This window comes from Streptomyces sp. NBC_01689 (genome assembly GCF_036250675.1).
GTDB lineage: Bacteria > Actinomycetota > Actinomycetes > Streptomycetales > Streptomycetaceae > Streptomyces.
In genome coordinates, this window is record NZ_CP109592.1 from 9,799,580 (window position 1) to 9,823,020 (window position 23,441).

Below are 23,441 nucleotides of genomic sequence, written 5' to 3' on the forward strand. Positions count from 1 at the left end.
GCCCACGCACGATGCCCCCCGGGTCGGGACCCGGGGGGCATCGTGCGTGGTGGCAGGGGCAGTGGAAGTGGCAGTGGAAGGGGAGGCGATGGTGTTCAGACCGCCCAGTGCGGCGTGTCGGTGATGGTGAGCACGGCCGCGCTGCACAGCCATCCCGGACCCTGGGAGAACAGCAGGACGTTGTCGCCCGGGCCCACCTCGCGCGTGCGCACCAGGTGCTCCAGGGAGATGAACACGTCGGCGCCGCCCACGTGCCCGACCGTTCTGCCGAAGTCCCAGCTGCACTCCGCCATGGTCAGCCCGAGCGGCAGCATGATCGAGTACTCGATCATCCGGCCGTCCATGTTGATCGGCACCACCTTGGTGAGGTCGGACGCGTTCAGACCGGCGTCGACCAGCGACCGGTGGATCATGTCCAGGCCGAACAGGGTCAGCTTCTCCATCGTCTCCGACAGCGGCATCCGCTCGCTGAACTGCTCGGCCCGCTCGACCATGCCGGCCACCGTCCCGGTGTCCTCGCGCAGCAGCAGCGGCCCGTCCCCGCGGTGCCACGACTCCAGCTCGTGCAGCACCCCCGAGTTGAGGGAGCGCACCTCGGCGAAGCCCCCCTCGTCGCTCACCAGCACCGCGGCCGCGCCGTCGCCGAGGATGTACGCCTGGCCGAAGCCCTTCCAGCGGTCCATCTGCGGCGAGGAGAAGTTCTCGCCCGTCGTCAGCAGCACCGAGCCCGCCCCGGCGGCCCCGGTGAGCTTGCCGATCGCCACCTCCAGGGCGCTGAGCATGCCGTCGCAGCCCTGCTGCAGGTAGAGCGCGGGAATGTTGCCCAGCCCCAGCTCCCGCAGGATGTAGCCGGGCGGGTAGGCGCCGTCGGGGCCCTGGTAGTGGACGGCGCTGTGGATGTACGCCCCGAGGTCCTCGGGGTCGGTCTTCGAGCGCCCCAGCGTGGTCCGCGCCGCCGCCACGACCATGTCCATGGCCGGCACGTCACCGGCGACATGCGTGCCCGTCAGCCCGTTCGCCGCCTGGATCTCGCCGTCCAGCCTCCCTTCGGCCACGGCCTGCAGGGCGTCGGCCCACTCGGGCAGCACGACGCCCAGCGATTCGATGTGCACGTTCTCGACCCTCATCTGCCTTCTTCTCCTCTTCCGCCTTGGGGCGTTGTCTGTCATGCGGCGTCATGACGGCGGACCTCCCGCGTCACGACGGCGCCGGGCGGCGCGGCACCACCGTCGGGTGCCGCACCGCCCGGCCTGGGGGATCCCGCCTCAACGGGCCTGTCGGACCGCCTGGTTCAGCGGGCGAGCAGCTCCTTCTTCAGATGGCGGGCGAGCCCGGCCGGCGTGGCGAAGTCGAACACCACGGCCGCCGACAGCGGCAGCCCGGTCGCCTCGACCAGCGCGTTGCGCGCGGTGAGCGCCGTCAGCGAGTCGAAGCCGAGCTCCCGGGTCTCGCCGTCCGGCGGCACCTGGGCGCCGCCGGAGAGTCCGAGGGAGGCGGCGAAGTGCCCGCACACCAGGTCGATGAGGGACTGCTCCTGCTCCGCGTCCGACAGGGCCGCCAGCCGGTGCCGCAGCCCGGACGGGTCCGTCACCGCGTCACGGGCCACCCGGCGGCCCGCACCGCGCACCAGACCGCGCCGCAGCGCGGCCGAGCCGGTGAGCGGGCCGGGCGAACCGGTGCCGCCCAGCGGGGTGCGCGCGGCGACGACCGCGGGCAGCCCCAGCGAGCGCGCCGCGTCGAAGAGGTCGAGGGCCTCACCCGAGGCGAGATCGGCACCGCGCACCGACACGGCCGGCACACCGGCGGCCCGCAGCCGCACCGCCCACGCGTCGAGGAACGCGCCGGCGGCCTCGGCGACCAGCCCGGGGGCGGCCGGCGAGGGGCCGGGGGAGCTGAGCACGAACGTGTCCACGTCCCCGGCCGCGAGCCCGTCACCGAGCGCGAGCGCGGTGTCGACGACCGGCCGCAGCACCGCGTCGACATCGCCGTCGGGGCCCTCGGAGGCGAGGTGCACGGCCGCCGCGAACAGCACGGCCGAAGGACCGGCCGCCCGCAGCGGGCGCACGGACGCCACCGGGTCCGCCGCGTCCCACCCGGCCACGGACGCGCCCGGCACCTCTGCCCCCGCGGCGGCCTCCGGTCCCGCGGTGTCGGCCAGCAGCACCTCACGCGAGCCGAGTCCGGCCGACAGGCGTCCGACCGGTGCGGCCGCCCCGGCCCGCACCACCAGCAGCGGGCCCGTGCCGCGCGGGGCGGGCACCGGCGAGCCGGTCCCGGGCCCGACGCGGGCGAGGCGCGGCACCCGCACCGTACGGCCGCGCAGCGCCAGCCGGGGCTCGCCCGAGGCCACCGCGTCCGGCAGGACGCGCCAGGCCCGCTTGGAGGCGTCCGTGTCGACCAGGACGAAACGGCCGGGGGCCCGGTCCTGCGCCGCGCCGACCAGCCCCCACAGGGCGGCGGCCGGCAGATCCGGCACCGCGGCGTCCTCCCCGGCGGGCACCGCGCCGCGGGTCACCACGACCAGACGGCTGTCCGCGAACAGCGGATCACCCCACCGGCGCGCCCACTCCAGGCCTTCGCGCACGGCGCCGCGCACCGCGTCCGCGGCCTCCGCCCCGCTCCCGGCGCCCGGGGCGGGGGAGACGACCACGACGTGCGGCGGCGCGCCGCCGTCCGAGACGGCCTTCGCGAGGGTGCCGAGGTCCGGATAGGTCTCCGAGTAGCGCCCGGCGGCCATCAGGCCGGCACGGACCCGCAACGGATCGTCCCCGACCACCGCCCACCGCTCGTCCCCGTGCCGCGCGGCCGGCGTGAGCCGCACGTCGTCCCACACCTGGGTGAACAGGCCGTCCTGCTGAAGGGCCGAGGCCCGGGCCGGGGCGGAGCGGGCCAGCCCCCCGGAGGCCACCGACTCCACGCTCAGTACGGGATCCCCGGCCGCGTCGGCGGCCTCGATGCCGAACCCGCCGTCGGGGCGCGGCCGAACCCGTACCCGCAGCACCGACGCCCCGGAGGCGTACAGCGTCACCCCGTGCCAGGAGTCCGGCCACCACAGGCCGTCGGCGTCCGGCGCGGGCGCCTGGACCGACGGATCCACTCGGGTGTGCAGGAGCAGGGGCCGTACCACCGCGTCCAGCAGGGCCGGGTGCAGTCCGAACAGGGCGCCCTGCTCCCGGCTGTCGTCGGGGAGCGCGACCTCGGCGAACAGCTCACCGTCGCGCCGCCACACCGTCCGCAGCTCCCGCGGCACGCCGTCGCCGGGATCGGACGGCAGCTCCTCGAAGGGGACGCGCCGGGACCCCGCGGGCGGCCACACGGCCGGCTCACCCGGGTCGTCGGGGCCGGGCAGGCCGGGCGCGAGGGTGCCGGACGCGTGCCGGGTCCAGGGCCGTCCGGCCGCGCCCTCGCCGTCCCGCCGGGCGTGCACGGTCACGGGACGCAGGCCCTCGTCACCGGCGGCCCCGACACTCACCCGCAGCTGGACGCCGTCCCGCTCGGGCAGCACCAGCGGTTCCCCGGTGCTCAGTTCCACCAGATGCCCGCAGCCGACGTGCTCCCCGGCGTGCAGCACCAGTTCGGTGAGGACCGCGGGCGCCACGACGGCCCGGCCGGCCACCGTGCGCGAGGCCGGCACCGTGTTCCCGCCGCCCTCGAGCCGGCCCGCGAACAGCACGCCGTCCCCGCCGGGCAGCTCGATCGCGGCCTGCAGCAGCGGGTGCGCACCGTCCACCAGGCCGAGTTCCAGGGCCCCTTCGTAGACCCGCGAGGACCGCTCCGCCGTCTGGGCCCGGCGCCACAGCAGCCGGCCGGGCAGCCCGGCCAGCCGCTTGCGGGCGATCTTCCCGGCGGGGTTGCGGGGGATCTCGTCGACCTCGTACAGCTCCTCGGGCAGCTTGAACGCCGACAGCTCCGCGCGGCACGCGGCCAGGACCGTCTCCGTGTCGATGCCGCCCGGGCCGCGCACCAGGTACGCCACCGGCACCTCGCCGAGCGTGTCGTGCGGCAGTGCGCCCACGGCCGCGTCCGCGACGCCCTCCACCCGGCCCAGCACCTTCTCGATCTCGCCCGGGTGGATGTTCTCGCCGCCGCGGATGATGAGTTCCTTCAGCCGGCCGCTGATCGTGACGTATCCGGCCCCGTCCTGCCAGGCGATGTCGCCGGTGCGGTACCAGCCGTCGCTCAGCACGGAGGCCGTCGCCTCCTCCTGGCGGTGGTAGCCGAGCATCAGCGCGGGGCTGGAGACCCACACCTCGCCCTCCGCGCCGCCGGGCACCTCCTCCCCGGTGCGGGGGTCCGTCAGGCGCAGTGTCAGCCCCGGCACGGGCAGCCCGCAGGAGCCCGGCACGTACGGGCCCTGGGGGAGGTTGGTGGTGATCGCGCCGCCGGTCTCGGTGCTGCCGTAACTGTCCAGCAGGGGCAGGCCGAACGCGGCGCGGAACGACTCGTGCAGCGACACCGGGCAGGAGGAGCCCGCGACCATGCACAGCCGGAGGTCCGCCAGGGCGTCGAAGCCGTCGGACCGGGCCTGTTCGACCATGTGGTGGTACATCGTGGGCACCCCGACGAGGAACGTGGAGCGCTCCTCCCGGGCCGTGCGCAGGATCTCGTCCGCGGCCAGCCCGTCGGTGATCCGGGCCGTCGCGCCGACCGCCACCACCCCGAGCACGCACACGTTGTGCGCGACGGCGTGGAACAGCGGCATCGGCCACAGCACCCGGTCCTCGGGCGACAGCCCGAGGACCGGGGCGGTGCAGGCGCCGGTCGCCCACAGCGACGACCGCTGGGTGGAGACCACGCCCTTGGGACGGCCCGTGGTGCCGGACGTGTAGAGCATCCACGCCGGCTCGTCCAGACCCAGGTCGTCGCGCGGGGGATGACGTATCGACCAGGTCGTCGCCAGCGTCTCGTAACGCGGCAGGCCGTGGTCCTCGCCGGGGCCCGAGGGATCCGGGACGACCACCACCGCGACCCCCGGACGGTCGACCAGGACCCGCCGCACCTGCGGCAGTTGGGCCACCCCGGTGATCACCATGCGGGCCGCGCAGTCGTCCAGCAGGAAGGACAGCTCGGCGTCGGTGGACTGCGGGTTGAGCGGCACACCGACCGCGCTCGCCCGCGTGATCGCCAGGTAACTCTCCACCGTCTCCACCCGGTTGGGCAGATAGATCACGGCCCGCGCCCCGCGCTGCAGACCCAGTTCGGCGAGGTGACCGGCCACCCGGGCGGTACGCAGGGCGAGTTCGGCGTACGTCACCGAACGGTGCGCGTCACGGAACGCGGGCTGCCGCGGCCGCCGCTCGGCGTGTTCGGCGAGCAGCTCGTGCAGCGGCCGGACGAGATCGGCACGGAACATGTCACTCACGCTCCTCGGACTCCCTGCGGTCAGGCGGCGGACGAGCGGTAGCGGCGCACCGCGAGCGTCCGGCACACCAGGGCGATGACGACCGACCAGCCCACGGACACCACCACGGCGTGCTCGGCGGGCCAGCCCGTCGTCGCGTGCAGCCCCGGGTTGCCGAACAGGTCACGGGCCGCCTGGACGGTGGCCGTGAGCGGGTTCCACTCCGCCGCGAAACGCAGCGGGGCCGGGAGCGTGGACGGTGCGACGAACGCGTTGGACAGGAAGGTCAGCGGGAACAGCCACAGGAAGTTGCCGGTCGCGGCGGCCTCCGGCGCGCGGACCGACAGACCGATGAGCACACCCACCCACGACAGGGCGTAGCCGAGCAGGAGCAGCAGCCCGAACGCCGCGGCCGCGTGCAGGAATCCGTGGTGGATGCGCCAGCCGACGATCAGGGCGCAGCCCACCATCACCACGATCACGGCGGAGTTCTGCACCAGGTCGGCCACCGCGCGGCCGGTCAGCAGCGCGCTGCGGGCCATGGGCAGTGAGCGGAACCGGTCGACCATGCCGCTCTTGAGGTCGTTGGCCATGCCCACGCTGCTGTTGCTGGCGGTCGCGAAGGCGATGGTCTGCGCGAAGAAGCCGGGCATCATGTACTCGCGGTAGGCCTCCGGGCCGCCCGCGCCGGGCAGCGCGAAGGAGCCCGCGAAGAGGTAGGCGAAGAGCAGGACGAACACGATCGGCTGCACGAGGCTGAGGACCAGCACCTCGGGGATGCGGATCATCCTGATCATGTTGCGCCGGGTGATCACGACCACGTCGTGGATCGCCTTCGCCGCGGACGCGGGGCGCAGGGCGTCCCCGTCGCGGGACTGTACCGCCCATGCCACGGTCATCACTCCTTCTCGTTCGACGCGCCGGCCGAGGCCATCACGGGCTCGGACCGGTCACCGCGGGGCGGGTCCGTCAGGGCCAGGAACACCTCGTCGAGGGTGGGCTGGCGCAGGCTGATGTCACTGATCTCGATCCCGGCGCCGGCCAGGGCGCCGATGACCTCGGTCAGCAGGTGCACGCCGCCGTCCACCGGCGCGGAGACCAGTGACCTGGCCCGGTCCACGTCGGGTGCGCGGGTGCTGAAGCGGCCCAGCAGCGCGGCGGCGCCCGCGATCTGCTCGGCGCGCTCCACGACGATCTCGATCTGCTGCCGGCTGGTGCGGGTCTTGAGCTCGCGCGGTGTGCCCTGGGCGATGATCCGGCCCTGGTCGACGACGGCGATGTCCCGGGCGAGGCGGTCGGCCTCCTCCAGGTACTGCGTGGTCAGCAGCAGGGTGGTGCCCGCGTCGACCAGCCGGTCGATGGCCTCCCACAGCAGCAGGCGGCTGGTGGGGTCGAGGCCCACCGACGGCTCGTCGAGGAACATCACCGACGGCCGCACCACCAGCGCGCACGCCAGATCGAGCCGGCGGCGCATGCCGCCCGAGTACGTGGTGGACACCCGGTCGGCGGCCCCGGTCAGCTCGAACTGCGCGAGCAGCTCCTCACCCCGCCGCCGGGCCGCGCCGCTCCGCATGCCGTACAACTCGCCGATCATGCGCAGGTTCTCACGGCCCGTCAGCCGGTCGTCGACGGCCGCGAACTGACCGGACAGCCCGATCGACCGGCGTACCAGGTCCGGGGCGCGGACCACGTCGTGGCCCGCGACCGTGGCGGTGCCCGCGTCGGGGCGCAGCAGGGTGGTGAGCACCCGGACCGCGGTGGTCTTGCCCGCCCCGTTGGGGCCCAGCAGACCCAGCACGGTGCCCTCCGGGACCGTGAGACTGACTCCGTCGAGAGCCCGGATCTTCCCGAAGGTCTTGACGAGGCCCTCAGCGTGGATGGCGCCCGGCATGGCTTCTCCGTCCTGTTTCTGCGTTCGGTGGGACTTCGTCAGTTCGCGGAGATCAGCTTCAGCTCGGGGTGGGCGGTGCCGCCCGCGATCGCGGTGGACGAGATGTGGGAGACGACCCGCTCGTCGACCGGGTCGTTCGCCGGGTCGTCGTTGACCTTGAGGTGCTCGTACGTCGTGGAGCGCTGCGCGGGCACCCGCCCGGCACCGCGGATCAGCGTGAGCAGCTCCACCAGGTTGGAGCGGTGCTTGGCGCCGGCCGAGGAGACGACGTTCTCCTCCAGCATCACCGAGCCGAGGTCGTCCGCGCCGTAGTGCAGGGTCAGCTGGCCCGCCTCCTTGCCGGTGGTCAGCCAGGAGCCCTGGATGTGACGGACGTTGTCGAGGAACAGGCGCGCGACGGCGATCATCCGTACGTACTCGAAGAGTGTGGCCTGCGTGCGGCCCTTGAGGTGGTTGTTCTCGGGCTGGTAGGTGTACGGGATGAAGGCGCGGAAACCGCCGGTGCGGTCCTGTACGTCGCGGATCATGCGCATGTGCTCGATGCGCTCGGCGTTGGTCTCGCCGGTGCCCATGAGCATGGTGGAGGTGGATTCGACGCCCAGGCCGTGCGCGATCTCCATGATCTCCAGCCAGCGTTCGCCGGACTCCTTGAGCGGGGCGATGGCCTTGCGCGGGCGGGCGGGCAGCAGTTCGGCGCCGGCGCCCGCGAAGGAGTCCAGGCCCGCCTGGTGGATGCGGGTGATGGCCTCCTCCACGCCGACCTTGGAGATCCGGGCCATGTGCTCGACCTCGGAGGCGCCCAGCGAGTGGATGACCAGCTGGGGGAAGTTCTCCTTGATCGCGGAGAAGTGCTTCTCGTAGTACTCGACGCCGTAGTCGGGGTGGTGGCCGCCCTGGAACATGATCTGGGTGCCGCCGAGTTCGACGGTCTCCGCGCAGCGGCGCAGGATGTCGTCGAGGTCGCGGGTCCAGCCCTTGGCGGTGTCCTTCGGCGCGGCGTAGAAGGCGCAGAACTTGCACGCCGTGACGCACACGTTGGTGTAGTTGATGTTCCGCTCGATGATGTACGTCGCGATGTGCTCGGTACCGGCGTACTTGCGGCGGCGTACGGCGTCGGCGGCGGCGCCCAGCGCGTGCAGCGGAGCGTCACGGTAGAGGTCGAGGGCCTCTTCCGGGGTGATGCGCCCGCCTTCGGCGGCACGGTCGAGGACGGACTGCAACGGGGACGGGGTAGGTCGGGGCATGGTGCCGGCCTTTCCGGGGCTGTGGATGGTCTTCCTGGTCATGGCGGGGGTGTCACGGAGAGTCGGTGTCCAGCAGGCGCACGGCCACGTCGGCGGGGAAGCCCTCCGCCGCACCGCCGACCCGGCGGGCGAACTCCCGGATACCGGCCAGCTGTTCGGCGCCGAGCCGGAAGTCGAGCGCCTCCGTGTAGTACCGCTCCAGCGTTCCGGCGTCGAACTCCTCCCACTGGGAGGCCTGTTCGCTCACCTCGGTCACCTCGCGCAACGACAGGTCCCGGGAGGCCAGCAGATCGGCATGGACCTGGCGGACCAGAGCGGGTTCGCGGGCGAGGAAGTCGCGGCGCGCCGCGAACACGGCGAACACGAACGGGAGGCCGGTCCACTCCTTCCACATCCGGCCCAGGTCGTGGACCTGGAGGCCGAGTCCGGGAGCCTCGTGCAGCGCGGCACTGAGCGCCACGTCACCGATGATGACCGCCGCGCGGGCCTCGGACAGCATCGTGCGCAGGTCAGGCGGCCGCACCACGTACTCGGGACGGACACCTACCTTCTCCTCCAGCAGCAGCCGGGCCAGCCGCACCGAGGTCCGGCTGGTCGAACCCAGCGCGACCCGCTCGCCGTCCAGCTGCTCCAGCGGCACCTGACTGAGGATCAAGCACGACATGACGTCGCCGTCGCTGCCCACCGCGATGTCCGGCAGGGCCACCAGATCGTCGGCGTGCCGCAGGAACTCGACCAGGCTGATGGGCCCGATGTCCAGATCACCGGCGGCCAGCGCCTGGTTGAGGCCGTCCGGGCTGTCCGTGCGCAGATCCAGGTCGAGCAGGCTGCCGGTACGGGCCAGCCCCCAGAACAGCGGCAGGCAGTTGAGGAACTCGATGTGCCCGACTCGGGGGCGGCGACGTTTGGTGCGCAGCGCCGACGACGGTTCTGCGACGAGTGGTTCGGTCATCTGTGGACGCTCCCGGAGCGGGTCGGAGAAGGGGCGGCGGGGCGTACTCGGTGCCCGGCGCACGGAACGAGGAGGGACAAAGGAGGGTGAGCGACGCGCCGGGAAGAACACCCGGCGCCCGCCTGGACGTGTACGGCCCTGCCCGGCAGCCCGCGCCGGCCCTACGCCCCGCGGGCGACCGTCGCCGTGAAGTGCTCGGTGAGGACGGCGAGGACGTCCGCCGCCCGCTCGGTGAGATAGAAGTGACCGCCGGGGAACACCTGCAGCGTGCTGCCGCCGAGCGTGTGACCCTCCCAGGCGCGCGCCTCGTCCAGCGAGGTCTTCGGGTCGTCGTCGCCGACCAGCACCGTCACCGGGCAGCGCACGGTGTCGTCCGGCGCGGCCAGATAGGTCTCGACGGCCGTGTAATCGTTACGGATCGCCGGCAGCACCATGCGCAGCAGCTCCTCGTCGTCGAGGAGCCGGCTGTCGGTACCGCTGAGCGCACGGATCTCGGCGATCAGCCGGTCGTCACCGAGGGTGTGCACCCGCTCGTCCCGGGTCCGCGACGGCGCCCTGCGCCCCGACGCGAACAGCCGCACCGGCCCGGTCCCGGACCGCTCCAGACGCCGGGCCACCTCGAAGGCGACCACCGCTCCCATGCTGTGCCCGAAGAACGTCAACGGCCGGTCCTGCCGGCCCCGCAGGGCCTCGGCCACCCGGTCGGCGAGCTCGGCGACCGAGGTCAGACCCGGCTCGTGACGCCGGTCCTGCCGGCCCGGGTACTGCACCGCGACCACGTCGACAGCGGGACTGAGAGCCGCGGCGACCGGCAGGTAGAAACTGGCGGAACCCCCCGCGTGCGGAAAGCACACCAGACGCTCGGCCGCCTCGGGAGCGGGACGGAAACTGCGGATCCACAGATCGTCCGCGGGACTTGGACTCATGAGACGCGGATGTCCTTCCGGGAAATCGGCGCACCCGGCACAGGGGCCGGTGGGCGGTGCGGAACTGGCTGCGGGGCGGCGGAGCCTCAGGCGCTCTCCGCCTCCGGACCCCACACCTCGACGGAGTCGGCGACACGGCGCACATGGATGCACTCGCCGGGGCACTCCTTGGCGGAGTCGGCGACGTCCGGCAGAAGCTCCAGGGGGATCCGCGTGGTGGCACGCGGTTCCTGCAGGAGCTCGTCGTCCTCGTCTTTCACATAGGCGATGCCGTCCACGTCCAGTTCGAACACCTCGGGCGCGTACTGGGCACAGATACCGTCACCGGTGCACAGCTCATGGTCGATCCAGACCTCGAAGGCCTGCTCGCCGGTCGTCTGCTCGGACATGTCCACCTGCCTGCCGATCGTGTCGTGAGACCGCGCACCGGGGCACGCGGGGTGAAGGGGGGAGGGAAGGCCGGGACGGGACACACCGTCCGCCACGGCCCGGCGCGTCAGACACGCATCGGCTGCGGCTCGTCGCGGCGGGTGCGGTCCGGACCGTCGTACTCGCGGATGATCTCGTAGCGGGTGTTGCGCTCCACGGGACGGAAGCCGGCGTCGCGGATCAGGTCGAGCAGGTCCTCGCGGGTCAGCTTGTTCGGGGTGCCGTAGTTGTCCGCGTCGTGCGTGATCTTGTACTCGACGACCGAGCCGTCCATGTCGTCCGCGCCGTGCTGCAGGGCGAGCTGCGCGGTGTGCAGACCGTGCATGACCCAGAAGACCTTGACGTGCGGGACGTTGTCGAACAGCAGCCGGGAGACCGCGAAGATCTTCAGCGCCTCGGTGCCGGTCGCCATCTGGGTGCGCGCCTGCAGCTTGTTGCGGACCTTGCCGTCCTTCATGTCCACGAAGTCGTGCTGGTAGCGCAGCGGGATGAAGACCTGGAAACCGCCGGTCTCGTCCTGCAGCTCACGCAGCCTCAGGACGTGGTCGACCCGGTGGCGGGGCTCCTCGATGTGCCCGTACAGCATGGTGCACGGCGTCTTGAGGCCCTTGGAGTGCGCCAGACGGTGGATGCGCGACCAGTCCTCCCAGTGGGTGCGGTGGTCGACGATGTGCTGACGCACCTCCCAGTCGAAGATCTCCGCGCCGCCACCGGTCAGCGACTCCAGACCGGCGTCGATCAGCTCGTCCAGGACCTCCGAGGCGGGCAGCCCGGAGATCGTCTCGAAGTGATGGATCTCCGTCGCCGTGAACGCCTTGATCGACACGTTCGGCAGCGCCTTCTTCAGCTCCCGCAGCGAACGCGGGTAGTAACGCCAAGGAAGCGTCGGGTGCAGCCCGTTGACGATGTGCAGCTCCGAGAGATGCTCGCTCTCCATCGTCTTGGCGAGACGGACCGCCTCCTCGATGCGCATCGTGTACGCGTCCATCTCGCCCGGCTTGCGCTGGAACGAGCAGTAGGCGCACGACGCGGTGCACACGTTCGTCATGTTGAGGTGACGGTTGACGTTGAAGTGGACCACGTCACCGTTCTTGACCGTGCGCGCATGGTGCGCGAGCTCGCCCAGCCAGGCCAGCTCGTCCGACTCGTACAACGCGATGCCGTCCTCGCGGGACAGCCGTTCACCGGAGTAGACCTTCTCCTCCAGCTCACGCTTGAGCCCTGCGTCCATTACCGGGGAACCTCCTCGGTCAGTGCCTGGCGGCACACGTAGTGAGTGCGAGTACGCGGATGGCACGTAACTCGTCTGCGGGCCCCGGCCGAGCCACCCGTCTTCGCGGACGGCTCGCACCGCCGTGGATCCGGCAGGGCGGAACTGGTACGGAGCCGCGCCACCCGACCCAGGCCGGCCGGACCGCCCTTCACGGACGGACCCGAACCCTCCTGGAGACAACGGCACATGGACCGCTCCCCGACCGGAACACAGGGGATCCGGCCACGTCGGATGAGGCTCCCTCATCTTCGCGGAGGACAGTCTGGGGAAAACCCCACACCCACTCCGGCTTTCCTGGAGGGGGCGCGCGAGAGCGCCGCCACCGGATCACTCACGGCAGAGAATGAGGCGGGCCGCATGACGTCACGACTGACCCTGGCGCACTCCCCGTGCCCCAACGACACGTTCGTCTTCCACGCGCTGACCCACGGCCTGCTCCCCGGCGCCCCCGAGACCGACGTGCGCCTGGCCGACATCGACGTCACCAACGGGCTCGCCGAACGCGGCGAACTGGACGTCCTCAAGGTGTCCTACGGCGTCCTGCCGCACGTACTCGACACCTACGCCCTGCTGCCGTGCGGCGGCGCCGTCGGCCGCGGCTGCGGACCCCTCGTCCTGCGCCGGCAGGCCGGCCCGGCCGCCGGTCTCAGCGGCGCCCGCGTCGCCGTACCCAGCACCAGTTCCACGGCCTACCTCCTCTTCCGCCTCTGGGCGGCCCGCGCCGTCCCCGGCGGCGTCGGCGAGATCGTCGTCCTGCCCTTCCACGAGATCATGCCCGCCGTCCGCGACGGCCTCGTCGACGCCGGCCTCGTCATCCACGAGGCCCGCTTCACCTACCGCCACTACGGCCTGCACAGCGTCGCCGACCTGGGCGAGGAGTGGGAGAAGGAGACGACCCTGCCCGTCCCGCTCGGCGCCATCATCGCCCGCCGCACCCTCGGCGCCACCCGCCTCACCGCCCTCGCCGACGCCGTCCGCGCCTCCGTCCGCGCCGCCTGGGACACCCCCGCCGCCTCCCGCCCCTACGTCCTGGAGCACGCCCAGGAACTGGCCACGGACGTCGTCGACCAGCACATCGAGCTCTACGTCAACTCCTTCACCGCGGAACTCGGCGACGAAGGCCACGCCGCCGTACGCGAACTCCTCGGCCGCAGCGCCGACCTCGGCCTGCTGCCCGCCGTACCCGACGGCGCCCTCGACTTCCCCTAGGCCCCCCGGTGCCCGGCCCGGCCAACGCTAGGGGATCTCTTAGAGCCGGTCACCGCAGGTCCGGAAGCCACCCCCGGCCCTCCGCATAATCGGCCCCAGGCCGCCCCCACCCGTCCGGGACCGCCACCGCCCGCGCCACCGACCCACCACCGGCGACACCACCGGGCCCCGCTGCCGAAGGGAACCGATCCGTGACCGAGGACAGGCTCCGCGAACTTCACGAGTTCCTGAAGCGCGTCACCGCAGACCTCCAACGCACGCGCAACCGCCTGCACCAGGTCGAGTCGAGGGCCACGGAACCCATCGCCATCGTCTCCATGAGCTGCCGCTACCCGGGCGGCGTCCGCACCCCCGAAGACCTCTGGCACCTCGTGGACACCGCGACCGACGGCGTCTCCGACTTCCCCGAGGACCGCGGCTGGTCCGTCGACACCCTCTACGACCCCGACCCCGACCACCCCGGCACCTGCTACACCCGCACCGGCGGATTCCTGCACGACGCCGCCGACTTCGACGCCGACTTCTTCGGCATGTCACCCCGCGAAGCCCTCGCCACCGACCCCCAGCAGCGCCTGCTCCTGGAGGTCACCTGGGAGGCGATGGAACGCGCCGGACTGCGCCCCGCCGACCTCAAGGGCACCGCCACCGGCGTCTTCGCGGGCGTCATGTACAACGACTACGGCTCACGGTTCCCCGAACCGCCCGAAGGACTCGACGGCTACATCGGCAACGGCAGCGCCGCCAGCATCGCCTCCGGCCGCATCGCCTACACCTTCGGCTTCGAGGGCCCCGCCATCACGGTGGACACCGCCTGCTCCTCCTCCCTGGTCGCCCTGCACCTCGCCGTCCAGGCCCTGCGCGCCGGCGAGTGCGACCTCGCCCTCGCCGGCGGCGTCGCCGTCATGTCCACCCCCGTCACCTTCATGGAGTTCAGCCGCCAGCGCGGACTGTCCGCCGACGGCCGCTGCAAGTCCTACGCGGACGCCGCCGACGGCACCGGCTGGGGCGAGGGCGTCGGCATGCTCCTCCTGGAACGCCTCTCGGACGCCCGGCGGGCCGGCCACGACGTCCTCGCGGTCATCCGCGGCTCCGCCGTCAACCAGGACGGCGCGAGCAGCGGCCTCACCGCCCCCAACGGCCCCTCCCAGCAACGCGTCATCCGCGCCGCGCTCGCCGCCGCCGACCTCCGGCCGGGCGACGTCGACGCCGTCGAGGGACACGGCACCGGCACCACCCTCGGCGACCCCATCGAGGCCCAGGCCCTGCTGGCCACCTACGGCCAGGACCGGCCCGCCGACCGCCCCCTGTGGCTCGGCTCGCTCAAGTCGAACATCGGCCACACCCAGGCCGCCGCCGGCGTCGGCGGCGTCATCAAGATGGTGCAGGCCCTGCAGCACCGGCGGCTGCCCCGCACCCTCCACGTCGACCAGCCGTCCACCACCGTCGACTGGACGGAGGGCAACGTCCGCCTGCTGACGTCACCGGTCGAGTGGACCGACCCGGGCCGGCCCCGCCGGGCCGGCGTCTCCGCGTTCGGCGTCAGCGGCACCAACGCCCACGTCATCGTCGAACAGGCGCCCCCCGCCGAACCGGCCGCCGACCAGAACGCCGACGCGCCCGCCGACACGAACGACGCCCCGGCCGGGACCCGCACCGCCCCCCGCCCACCGGCCATGCCCTGGCTGCTGTCCGCACAGACCCCCCAGGCCCTCCAGGCCCAGGCCCGCACACTCCTCACCCACCTCGGCACCCACCCCGACGGCGACGGCGACCACGCCGTGGCACACGCCCTCTCCACCACACGCTCCGTCTTCGACCACCGCGCCGTCGTCCTCGGCGACGACCACGACGCCCTGATCCGCGGCCTCGACGCCGTCGCGAACGGCACCACCGCCCCCGAGGCCGTCACCGGCACGGCCCGCCGCGGCGGAGGAAGACTCGCCTTCCTCTTCTCCGGCCAGGGCGCCCAACGCCTCGGCATGGGGCGGGAGTTGTACGACGCGTATCCGGTGTTCGCGGAGGCGTTCGATGCGGTGTGCGCGTACCTCGGCGAGGGGCTGCGGGAGGTGGTGTTCGGTGAGGACGCCGACCTGCTGAATCAGACCGCCTGGACGCAGCCCGCGCTGTTCGCCATCGAGGTGGCGCTGTTCCGGCTGGTGGAGTCGTGGGGTGTGCGTCCCGACTTCCTGGTCGGCCACTCGGTGGGTGAACTGGCCGCCGCGCACGTGGCCGGGGTGTTCTCCCTGGAGGACGCCTGCCGTCTGGTGTCGGCGCGCGGCCGCTTGATGCAGGAACTCCCGGCCGGTGGTGCGATGTTCGCGCTGGAGGCGGCGGAGGACGAAGTCCTCCCGCTGCTGACGGAGGGGGTGTCGGTCGCGGCGGTCAACGGCCCGCGCTCGGTGGTCGTCTCCGGCGCCGAGACCGACGCCTCCGCCCTCGCCCAGCAGATCGCCGCCCTGGGCCGCCGCACCTCCCGCCTCCGCGTCTCGCACGCCTTCCACTCGCCGCTGATGGAACCGATGCTGGCCGAGTTCCGCACGGTCGCCGAGAGCGTGACCTACGAACAGCCGCGTCTGGCGGTCGTCTCGAACCTGACCGGACAGGTCGCCGGAGCAGGAGAGTTGGGCTCACCCGAGTACTGGGTGCGGCACGTCCGCGAGGCCGTACGGTTCGCCGACGGGATCGCCTGGCTCGAAGGACGCGGCGTACGCCGGTTCGTCGAACTCGGCCCCGACGCCACCCTCACCGCCCTCGCCCAGGCCGCCGTCTCCGGCGACGACGACCTCCTGTTCACATCCGTCCTGCGCAAGGACCGCCCCGAACCGCTCACGGCGCTCGGCACGGCCGCCACCCTCCACACCCGCGGCGTCACCGTCGACTGGGCCGCCGTGATCCAGGGCGGCGACCAGCCGCCGGTCACCCTGCCCACCTACGCCTTCCAGCGCACGCGCTACTGGCTCGACCCCGTCTCCAAGGACACCACCAGGACGACGGGACACCCCCTGCTCGGCACCACCCTCGCGCTCGCCGGCTCACACACCGTCGTCTCCACCGGACGCCTCTCGCGCCGCGCCCAGCCCTGGCTCGCCGACCACACCGCCTTCGGCACATCGCTCGTACCTGCCGCGGTCTTCACGGACCTCGCCCTGCACGCCGGTTCCCGGCTCGGCAGCCCGCACCTGGCCGAACTCACCGTGGACCTGCCCCTCGTCCTCTCCGAGACCGGCGAGACCGAGATCCAGACCGTGGTCGAGGGCACCGAGGACGACGGCCGGTGGACGTTCACCGCGCACTCCCGCCCCGCCGACCCCACCGACGCCACGGGGGAGGGCCCCTGGCGCCAGCACGCACGAGGCGTCCTCGTACGGCAGCCGGACACCTCGCCGGCCCCCGAGCACCAGGACCCCGCCGCCTGGCCGCCCGCCGGAGCCGTCCCCCTCGACCTCGACGAGCTGTACCTCACCCTCGAGGACCACGACACCGTCCCCGGCACCGCCCTGCGCACCCTGACCGCCGCCTGGCGACTCGGCGACGAGGTGTACGCCGACGCCGTGCTGTCCGAGCCGCAGCGCACCGAGGCCGGTCACTTCGCCCTGCACCCCGCCCTCGTCGAGGGCGCCCTCCTCGCCCTGTCCGCGACCGGACACCCCGCACCCCACGCCCTGTCCTGGACCGGCCTCACCCTGCACGCCACGGCCGCCGAGTCCGTACGCGTCCGGATCCGCCCCCGCCCGGACGGCACCGTCGCGCTGAGCCTCTTCGACACCACCGGCGCACCCGTCCTCAGCGCCGACGGACTGAGGACACGCACCCTCACCACGGCCGACCTGCCGGCCCCGGACACCGCGGACGACGACCTCTTCGGCCTCGTCTGGACCGCCTCACCCGGACCGGTCCTGCCCCACACCCCCGAACTCGCCGTCCACACCGGCCTCGACGACCTCCTCGCCGCCCGCCGCGTACCCGAGGTCGTCGCCGTCCCCTTCCACACCCCCCTCGACGACCGCACGCCGACCGCCGAAGCCGTCCGCACCGCCACCACCACCGCACTCACCCTGCTGCAGACCTGGCTGACGGACGACCGTCTCACCGGCTCCCGCCTGCTCCTGCTCACCTCGGGCGCCGTCGCCGCGGCCGCCGGCGAGACCGCCGACGACCTGCCCGCCGCGGCCGTCCGCGGACTCGTACGCTCCGCCCAGGCGGAGCACCCCGGCCGCTTCCTGCTCCTGGACACCGACACCCCCGAACCCGACCCCCGCACCCTCGCCGAGGCACTGCGCCACGACGAGCCCGACCTCGCCCTGCGCGACGGCCGGGTCCTGCTGCCCCGCCTCACCCGCACCGCTGCCCGGCCGGCCGATCGGACACCGGCATTCGACCCCGAGCGCACCGTCCTGGTCACCGGAGGCACCGGCACCGTCGGCGCCGCCACCGTCCGCCACCTGGTGACCGAGCACGGCGCACGCCACCTCGTCCTCGCCGGACGCCGGGGCGCGGACGCCCCCGGCGCCCGCGAACTCGTCGCCGAGATGACCGAAGCGGGCGCCGACATCACCGTGGCCGCCTGCGACACCACCGACCGCGACGCCCTCGCCGCACTCCTGGACACCATCGCGCGCGACCATCCGCTCGGCGCCGTCGTCCACGCCGCCGGTGTGGCCGACGACGGCCTCATCACCTCCCTCACCCCCGAACGCCTCGACGCGGTCCTGCGCCCCAAGGTCGACGCCACGGTCCACCTCCACGAACTGACCCGCACCCTCGGCCTGACCGCCTTCGTCGTCTTCTCCTCGGCCGCCGCCACGCTCGGCAGCCCCGGCCAGGGCAACTACGTCGCGGCCAACTCCTTCCTGGACGCCTTCGCCGGACACCTCCGCGGACAGGGACACCCCGCCCTCTCCATCGGCTGGGGCCTGTGGGCCGCGGACAGCGGCATCACCGGACACCTGGACACCGCACAGCGCGGCCGCATCGACCGCAGCGGCATCGGCGCCCTGCCCACCCCGCAAGCCCTGGCCCTCTTCGACCGCTGCCTGTCCCACACCGGCGGCACCCCCCTGCCCCTGCGCGTCGACCTGCCCGCACTGCGCCGCAACGCGGCCGGACTTCCCCCCGTCCTGCGCTCCCTGGCCGGCCGCCCCCCGCTGCGCCGCGCCACCGGCGTAGGCGCCGGAACGGCGAGCGGCCCGGCACCCGCCGGCGGCACGCTCGCCGCGCTCCCCGAGGAACAGCGGCGAGCGGCTGTCCGCACCCTGGTCCGCACGACCGTCGCCGCCGTCCTCGGCCACAGCGACGACACGTCGATCAGCCTCGACCGCCCCTTCGCGGAGATGGGCTTCGACTCCCTCACCGCCATGGAGCTGCGCAACGCCTTCACCCGCGAGACCGGCCTCACCCTGCCCGCGACCCTGGTCTTCGACCACCCCACCCCGACCGCCGTCGCCGACCTCCTCCTCGCCGAACTCGCCACCCCCACCGAGCCGGAGCACGACGCACCCCGCACCCCCGCTGCACCCGCCGCCCTCGCCGACGACCCGATCGCGATCGTCGGCATGGGCTGCCGCTTCCCCGGCGGCGCCGAGAGCCCCGAACAGCTGTGGGACATGCTCCTCAAGGGCGTCGACGGCATCGGAGACTTCCCCGCCGACCGCGGCTGGGACCTGGCCGCCCTCTACGACCCGGACCCCGAGTCCCGGCGCCGCGGCACGACCTACACCCACCGCGGCGGCTTCCTCACCGACGTCGCCTCCTTCGACGCGGGTTTCTTCGGGATCTCGCCGCGTGAGGCCCTGGCGATGGATCCGCAGCAGCGTCTGCTGCTGGAGACGTCGTGGGAGGCCGTCGAGCGGGCCGGCATCGACCCCCGCACCCTGCGCGGTTCCCGCACCGGCGTCTTCACCGGCACCAACGGCCAGGACTACGCACACGTCCTGAGCACGGCCGACGCCGACACCGAGGGCTACCTCGGCACCGGCAACGCCGCGAGTGTCATCTCCGGCCGCATCTCCTACGTCCTGGGCCTCGAAGGCCCGGCGGTCACCGTCGACACCGCCTGCTCGGCATCCCTCGTCGCCCTGCACTGGGCGATCCGCGCGCTCACCTCGGGGGAGTGCTCGATGGCACTCGTCGGCGGAGTGACCGTGATGTCGACCCCGGCGGCCTTCGTCGAGTTCAGCCGCCAGCGCGGCCTCGCACCGGACGGGCGGTGCAAGGCGTTCGCGGAGGGTGCGGACGGTACGGGCTGGGGTGAGGGCGTCGGCGTCCTGCTCGTGGAACGGCTCTCGGACGCGCGCCGCAACAACCATCCCGTCCTGGCGGTGGTGCGTGGTTCGGCGGTGAACCAGGACGGCGCTTCGAACGGTCTGACGGCGCCGAACGGTCCGTCCCAACAGCGTGTCATCCGTGCGGCGTTGGCGAGTGCGGGCCTTACGCCGTCGGAGGTGGACGCGGTGGAGGCGCACGGCACCGGTACCTCGCTCGGTGACCCGATCGAGGCGCAGGCGCTGCTGGCCACGTACGGCAGGGACCGTGACGTTGAGCGGCCGTTGTGGCTGGGGTCGGTGAAGTCGAACATCGGTCACACGCAGGCGGCTGCGGGTGTGGCGGGTGTGATCAAGATGGTGGAGGCGATGCGCCACGGCGTGCTGCCGGCCACCCTCCACGTGGACGAGCCGTCGTCGCATGTCGACTGGGCGGCCGGTGACGTCAGGCTCCTGACGGAGTCCGTGGACTGGCCGGACACGGACCGTTCGCGCCGGGCCGCGGTCTCCGCCTTCGGGTTCAGCGGCACGAACGCCCACGTCGTCCTGGAACAGGCACCGGAGAACGTCACCGAGGAGAACACGGCCACCGCTCCCCGCCCCGCCCCCGTGACCAGCTGGGTCGTCTCCGGCCGCGGCACCGACGCCCTGCACGCCCAGGCCGCCGGACTGCTGGCCCATGTACAGGCCCGTCCGGACCTCGACCCCGTGGATGTGGGTTTGTCGCTGGTGCGGACCCGGTCGGTGTTCGAGAACCGTGCGGTGGTCCGGGGCGGCGACCGTGAGGAACTCCTCACGGGACTTGCCGCCCTCGCCCGCGGCGAGAACCTGCCCTCCGTGGCCCAGGGCCTGGCGACCGAGGGCAAGCTCGCCTTCCTCTTCTCCGGCCAGGGCGCGCAACGGCTGGGTATGGGGCGGGAGTTGTACGACGCGTATCCGGTGTTCGCGGAGGCGTTCGACGCGGTGTGCGCGCACCTCGACGAGGGGCTGCGGGGGGTGGTGTTCGGTGAGGACGCCGATCTCCTGAATCAGACCGCCTGGACGCAGCCAGCGCTGTTCGCGGTCGAGGTGGCGTTGTTCCGGTTGGTGGAGTCGTGGGGGATGAGCCCGGACTTCCTGGTCGGCCATTCGGTGGGTGAGCTGGCGGCCGCGCACGTGGCGGGGGTGTTCTCCCTGGAGGATGCGTGCCGTCTGGTGTCGGCGCGCGGTCGGCTGATGCAGGAACTCCCGGCCGGTGGTGCGATGTTCGCGCTGGAGGCGGCGGAGGACGAAGTCCTCCCGCTGCTGGCGGGCTGGGAGGCGGAGGTGTCGGTCGCGGCCGTGAACGGCCCGCGGTCGGTGGTCGTCTCGGGTGTCGAGGCGGTCGCGGAGGCCGTCGCCCAGCAGGTCGCCGCGCTGGGCCGCCGCACCTCGCGGCTGCGGGTCTCGCACGCTTTCCACTCGCCGTTGATGGAACCGATGCTGGTGGAGTTCCGTGCGGTCGCCGAGAGCGTGACCTACGAACTGCCGCGTCTGGCGGTCGTGTCGAACCTGACCGGGCAGGTCGCGGATGCGGGGGAGTTGGGCTCGCCCGAGTACTGGGTGCGGCATGTCCGTGAGGCGGTGCGGTTCGCCGACGGGATCTCCTGGCTGGCCGTGAACGGGGTGACCCGGTTCGTGGAGCTCGGCCCCGACGGCACCCTCACCACCCTCGCCCAGTCCGGCGTCTCCGACGACGGGAGCGTGCTGTTCGCGTCGGTGTTGCGCAAGGACCGGCCCGAGGCGGATGCCGTCGTGGCGGCGGTCTCGCGGGCGTTCACGCACGGAGTGGCTGTCGACTGGCCCGCTCTGCCGGCCGGTTCCGGCGCGACGGCCGTGGAGCTTCCGACGTACGCCTTCCAGCGTGAACGGTACTGGCCCCGACCGGCACAGGCCGCGGTCGAGCGGCGGGTCGAAGGCTGGCGCTACCGCGTCGGGTGGGAGACCGTTCCCACCCCGGCCGACCCCGCACCGGTGCCGGGCCGCTGGATCCTGCTCCAGCCCCCGGGCGACGACGCGCTCGCGGGGATCGAGGAGTTCGTCCCCGGCGTCGACCGGTTCACCTGCCCGGCGGAGACGGCCGACCGCGCCGGACTGGCACGGCTGCTGACACAGGCGGCCGAATGCGGGCTCGTCGCGGGCGTGTTGTCCTGCCTCGCCCCCGCCGGCGGAGCGCGGGTGACGACGGCGCTCGTCCAGGCACTGGGCGACGCCGGGCTGGCGGTTCCGGCGTGGACGGTGACGCACGGCGCGGTCTCGACGGGCGCGCCCGGCGAGGAGCCCGCCGACCCGAACCAGGCCGCGGTCTGGGGACTCGGCCGGGTCGCCGCGCTCGAACACCCCGACCGCTGGGGCGGCCTCGTGGACGTCCCCGCTGGACAGACCGACCGGCACACCCTCGCCGGGATCGCGTCCGCCCTCGTCAGCGGCGAGGACCAGCTCGCCGTACGCGAACCCGGACTGGTCGCCCGCCGACTGGCCCACGCCCCGTCCGCCACGGTCCCCGCCGTGTCCTGGACCCCGCGCGGCCGCGTCCTGGTGACCGGCGGCACGGGCGCCCTCGGCGGACGCCTCGCACACTGGCTGGTGGGCCGAGGCGCACGGGACCTCGTCCTGACGAGCCGCCGCGGAGCCCAGGCCCCCGGCGCCGCCGAACTGGCCGAGGAACTCCGGGACCTGGGCGCCGAGGTCACCCTCGAAGCCTGTGACATGGCGGACCGCGCCGAGGTCGGGGCCCTGCTGGAACGGCACCCGGTCGACGCGGTGTTCCACGCCGCCGGCCTGGGCGACGCCACACCGTTCGAGAAGACCGACGACCACCACCTCGCCGCGGTGCTGGCCGCGAAGGCGGTGGGTGCCGATCATCTCGACGCGCTGACGCGGGAGTCGGACCTGTCGGCGTTCGTGGTGTTCTCCTCGATCGCGGGTGTGTGGGGCAGTGGCGGGCAGTCGGCGTATGCCGCGGCCAACGCTCACCTCGATGCGCTGGTGGAGCGGCGCCGGGCCCGGGGTCTCGCGGGTACGGCGGTGGCCTGGGGGCCGTGGGGCGGGGGAGGGATGGTGTCGGACGAGGGCGCGGCGGAGTTGGTGCGCCGGGGACTGCGGGTGATGGATCCGGACCGGGCGCTTGCCGGGCTCGGGCGCGCCCTGGACGTCGCGGACACCACGGTGGTGGTGGCCGACGTCGACTGGGAGAAGTTCCTGCCCACGTTCACCGCCCGCCGCCCCAGCCCCCTGCTGACCGCCCTCCTCGAAGAGGCCGACACCACGGCGGCACGGCCCGCGACGGGCACGGAACCGGAGGCCAAGGGAGCGGCCCTGCGCAAGGAGCTCTCCGCGCTCTCCGAGACCGACCGCAGGACCGCGCTGCGGGACCTCGTACGCGACCGCGCGGCCTCGGTCCTGGGCCGCGCGAGCGGCGAGAGCGTGGCACCCGCCCAGGCCTTCCGCGACATCGGCTTCGACTCCCTCACGGCCGTCGAACTCCGCAACCAGCTCAACCAGGACACCGGACTGCGCCTGCCCAGCACCCTCGTCTACGACTACCCCACCCCCGGACACCTCGCCGATCACCTCGGCGCCGAACTCTTCCCCGCCGCGCCCACCCGCCCGGGCGGCCTGTTCGACCAGCCCGGCACGGCCGGCGACGACGAGGAGACCGCGCTGCGCAGGAGACTCTCGACCGTCCCGCTGGCCCGGCTGAAGGAGAGCGGCCTGCTCACCGCACTGCTGGCCCTCGCCGAACCGGACCGGCCCTCGCCATCGGAGGGGACGGCCCCTGATGCCCCCGGCGAGGCGACGGACGACGACCTGATCAGCACGATGGACGTCGACGACCTCGTCCAACTGGCCCTCGGCGACTCGGCTCCCTGACCGTGCAGCCCGCCGCCCACCCCGC

Annotated in this window: 11 protein-coding genes; 2 read left to right on the forward strand and 9 right to left on the reverse strand. The window is 73.3% G+C overall.

All coding sequences use genetic code 11. The features are described 5' to 3' along the window. Positions 1 to 95: 95 nt before the first annotated feature. The 9 genes from OG776_RS41645 to mqnE all read right to left on the reverse strand — a co-directional run bounded on the left by OG776_RS41645 (position 96) and on the right by mqnE (position 12,014). A complete protein-coding gene (locus tag OG776_RS41645) occupies positions 96 to 1,127 on the reverse strand; it encodes a ketoacyl-ACP synthase III family protein (protein ID WP_148009949.1) in 1,032 nt (343 codons plus the stop codon). 164 nt (positions 1,128 to 1,291) lie between these two features. Next, positions 1,292 to 5,353: an AMP-binding protein gene (locus tag OG776_RS41650; protein ID WP_329323617.1), complete on the reverse strand. Its 4,062-nt coding sequence runs from the start codon at positions 5,351 to 5,353 to the stop codon at positions 1,292 to 1,294. Positions 5,354 to 5,382: 29 nt separating this feature from the next. Beyond that, positions 5,383 to 6,240: an ABC transporter permease gene (locus OG776_RS41655; protein ID WP_148009948.1), complete on the reverse strand. Its 858-nt coding sequence runs from the start codon at positions 6,238 to 6,240 to the stop codon at positions 5,383 to 5,385. Further along, a complete protein-coding gene (locus tag OG776_RS41660; RefSeq protein WP_148009947.1) occupies positions 6,240 to 7,232 on the reverse strand; it encodes an ATP-binding cassette domain-containing protein in 993 nt (330 codons plus the stop codon). Before OG776_RS41660 ends, OG776_RS41655 begins: the two co-directional genes overlap by 1 nt. Positions 7,233 to 7,270: 38 nt before the next feature. Next, on the reverse strand, positions 7,271 to 8,476 hold the full coding sequence (gene mqnC, locus OG776_RS41665) for a cyclic dehypoxanthinyl futalosine synthase (protein ID WP_329323616.1): 1,206 nt from the start codon (positions 8,474 to 8,476) through the stop codon (positions 7,271 to 7,273). Positions 8,477 to 8,528: 52 nt separating this feature from the next. Beyond that, on the reverse strand, positions 8,529 to 9,428 hold the full coding sequence (locus OG776_RS41670) for a menaquinone biosynthetic enzyme MqnA/MqnD family protein (RefSeq protein ID WP_329318044.1): 900 nt from the start codon (positions 9,426 to 9,428) through the stop codon (positions 8,529 to 8,531). A gap of 161 nt (positions 9,429 to 9,589) precedes the next feature. After that, positions 9,590 to 10,354, reverse strand: coding sequence for a thioesterase II family protein (locus tag OG776_RS41675; RefSeq protein ID WP_148009942.1), 765 nt, complete (start codon positions 10,352 to 10,354; stop codon positions 9,590 to 9,592). 86 nt (positions 10,355 to 10,440) lie between these two features. Further along, on the reverse strand, positions 10,441 to 10,743 hold the full coding sequence (locus OG776_RS41680) for a ferredoxin (RefSeq protein ID WP_148009941.1): 303 nt from the start codon (positions 10,741 to 10,743) through the stop codon (positions 10,441 to 10,443). Positions 10,744 to 10,850: 107 nt separating this feature from the next. Further along, a complete protein-coding gene (mqnE, locus tag OG776_RS41685) occupies positions 10,851 to 12,014 on the reverse strand; it encodes an aminofutalosine synthase MqnE (RefSeq protein WP_148009940.1) in 1,164 nt (387 codons plus the stop codon). 399 nt (positions 12,015 to 12,413) lie between these two features. Here mqnE and OG776_RS41690 point away from each other — a divergent pair, with 399 nt between their 5' ends. Next, positions 12,414 to 13,265, forward strand: a complete 852-nt coding sequence (locus OG776_RS41690; RefSeq protein WP_329318040.1) for a 1,4-dihydroxy-6-naphthoate synthase — start codon at positions 12,414 to 12,416, stop codon at positions 13,263 to 13,265. A 191-nt stretch (positions 13,266 to 13,456) separates the two neighbouring features. After that, positions 13,457 to 23,416 carry a type I polyketide synthase gene (locus tag OG776_RS41695; RefSeq protein ID WP_329318038.1) on the forward strand — a complete coding sequence of 3,320 codons (9,960 nt, stop codon included), beginning with the start codon at positions 13,457 to 13,459 and terminating at the stop codon, positions 23,414 to 23,416. The last annotated feature ends 25 nt before the right edge of the window (positions 23,417 to 23,441 follow it).

What these genes read in the sequence shown, in the direction of transcription:
- mqnE (WP_148009940.1), bottom strand. Translation starts at nt 12,014, where the DNA reads ATGGACGCAGGGCTCAAGCGTGAGCTGGAGGAGAAGGTCTACTCCGGT.
- OG776_RS41645 (WP_148009949.1), bottom strand. Translation starts at nt 1,127, where the DNA reads ATGAGGGTCGAGAACGTGCACATCGAATCGCTGGGCGTCGTGCTGCCC.
- OG776_RS41690 (WP_329318040.1), top strand. Translation starts at nt 12,414, where the DNA reads ATGACGTCACGACTGACCCTGGCGCACTCCCCGTGCCCCAACGACACG.
- OG776_RS41655 (WP_148009948.1), bottom strand. Translation starts at nt 6,240, where the DNA reads ATGACCGTGGCATGGGCGGTACAGTCCCGCGACGGGGACGCCCTGCGC.
- OG776_RS41675 (WP_148009942.1), bottom strand. Translation starts at nt 10,354, where the DNA reads ATGAGTCCAAGTCCCGCGGACGATCTGTGGATCCGCAGTTTCCGTCCC.
- mqnC (WP_329323616.1), bottom strand. Translation starts at nt 8,476, where the DNA reads ATGCCCCGACCTACCCCGTCCCCGTTGCAGTCCGTCCTCGACCGTGCC.
- OG776_RS41650 (WP_329323617.1), bottom strand. Translation starts at nt 5,353, where the DNA reads ATGTTCCGTGCCGATCTCGTCCGGCCGCTGCACGAGCTGCTCGCCGAA.
- OG776_RS41680 (WP_148009941.1), bottom strand. Translation starts at nt 10,743, where the DNA reads ATGTCCGAGCAGACGACCGGCGAGCAGGCCTTCGAGGTCTGGATCGAC.
- OG776_RS41670 (WP_329318044.1), bottom strand. Translation starts at nt 9,428, where the DNA reads ATGACCGAACCACTCGTCGCAGAACCGTCGTCGGCGCTGCGCACCAAA.
- OG776_RS41660 (WP_148009947.1), bottom strand. Translation starts at nt 7,232, where the DNA reads ATGCCGGGCGCCATCCACGCTGAGGGCCTCGTCAAGACCTTCGGGAAG.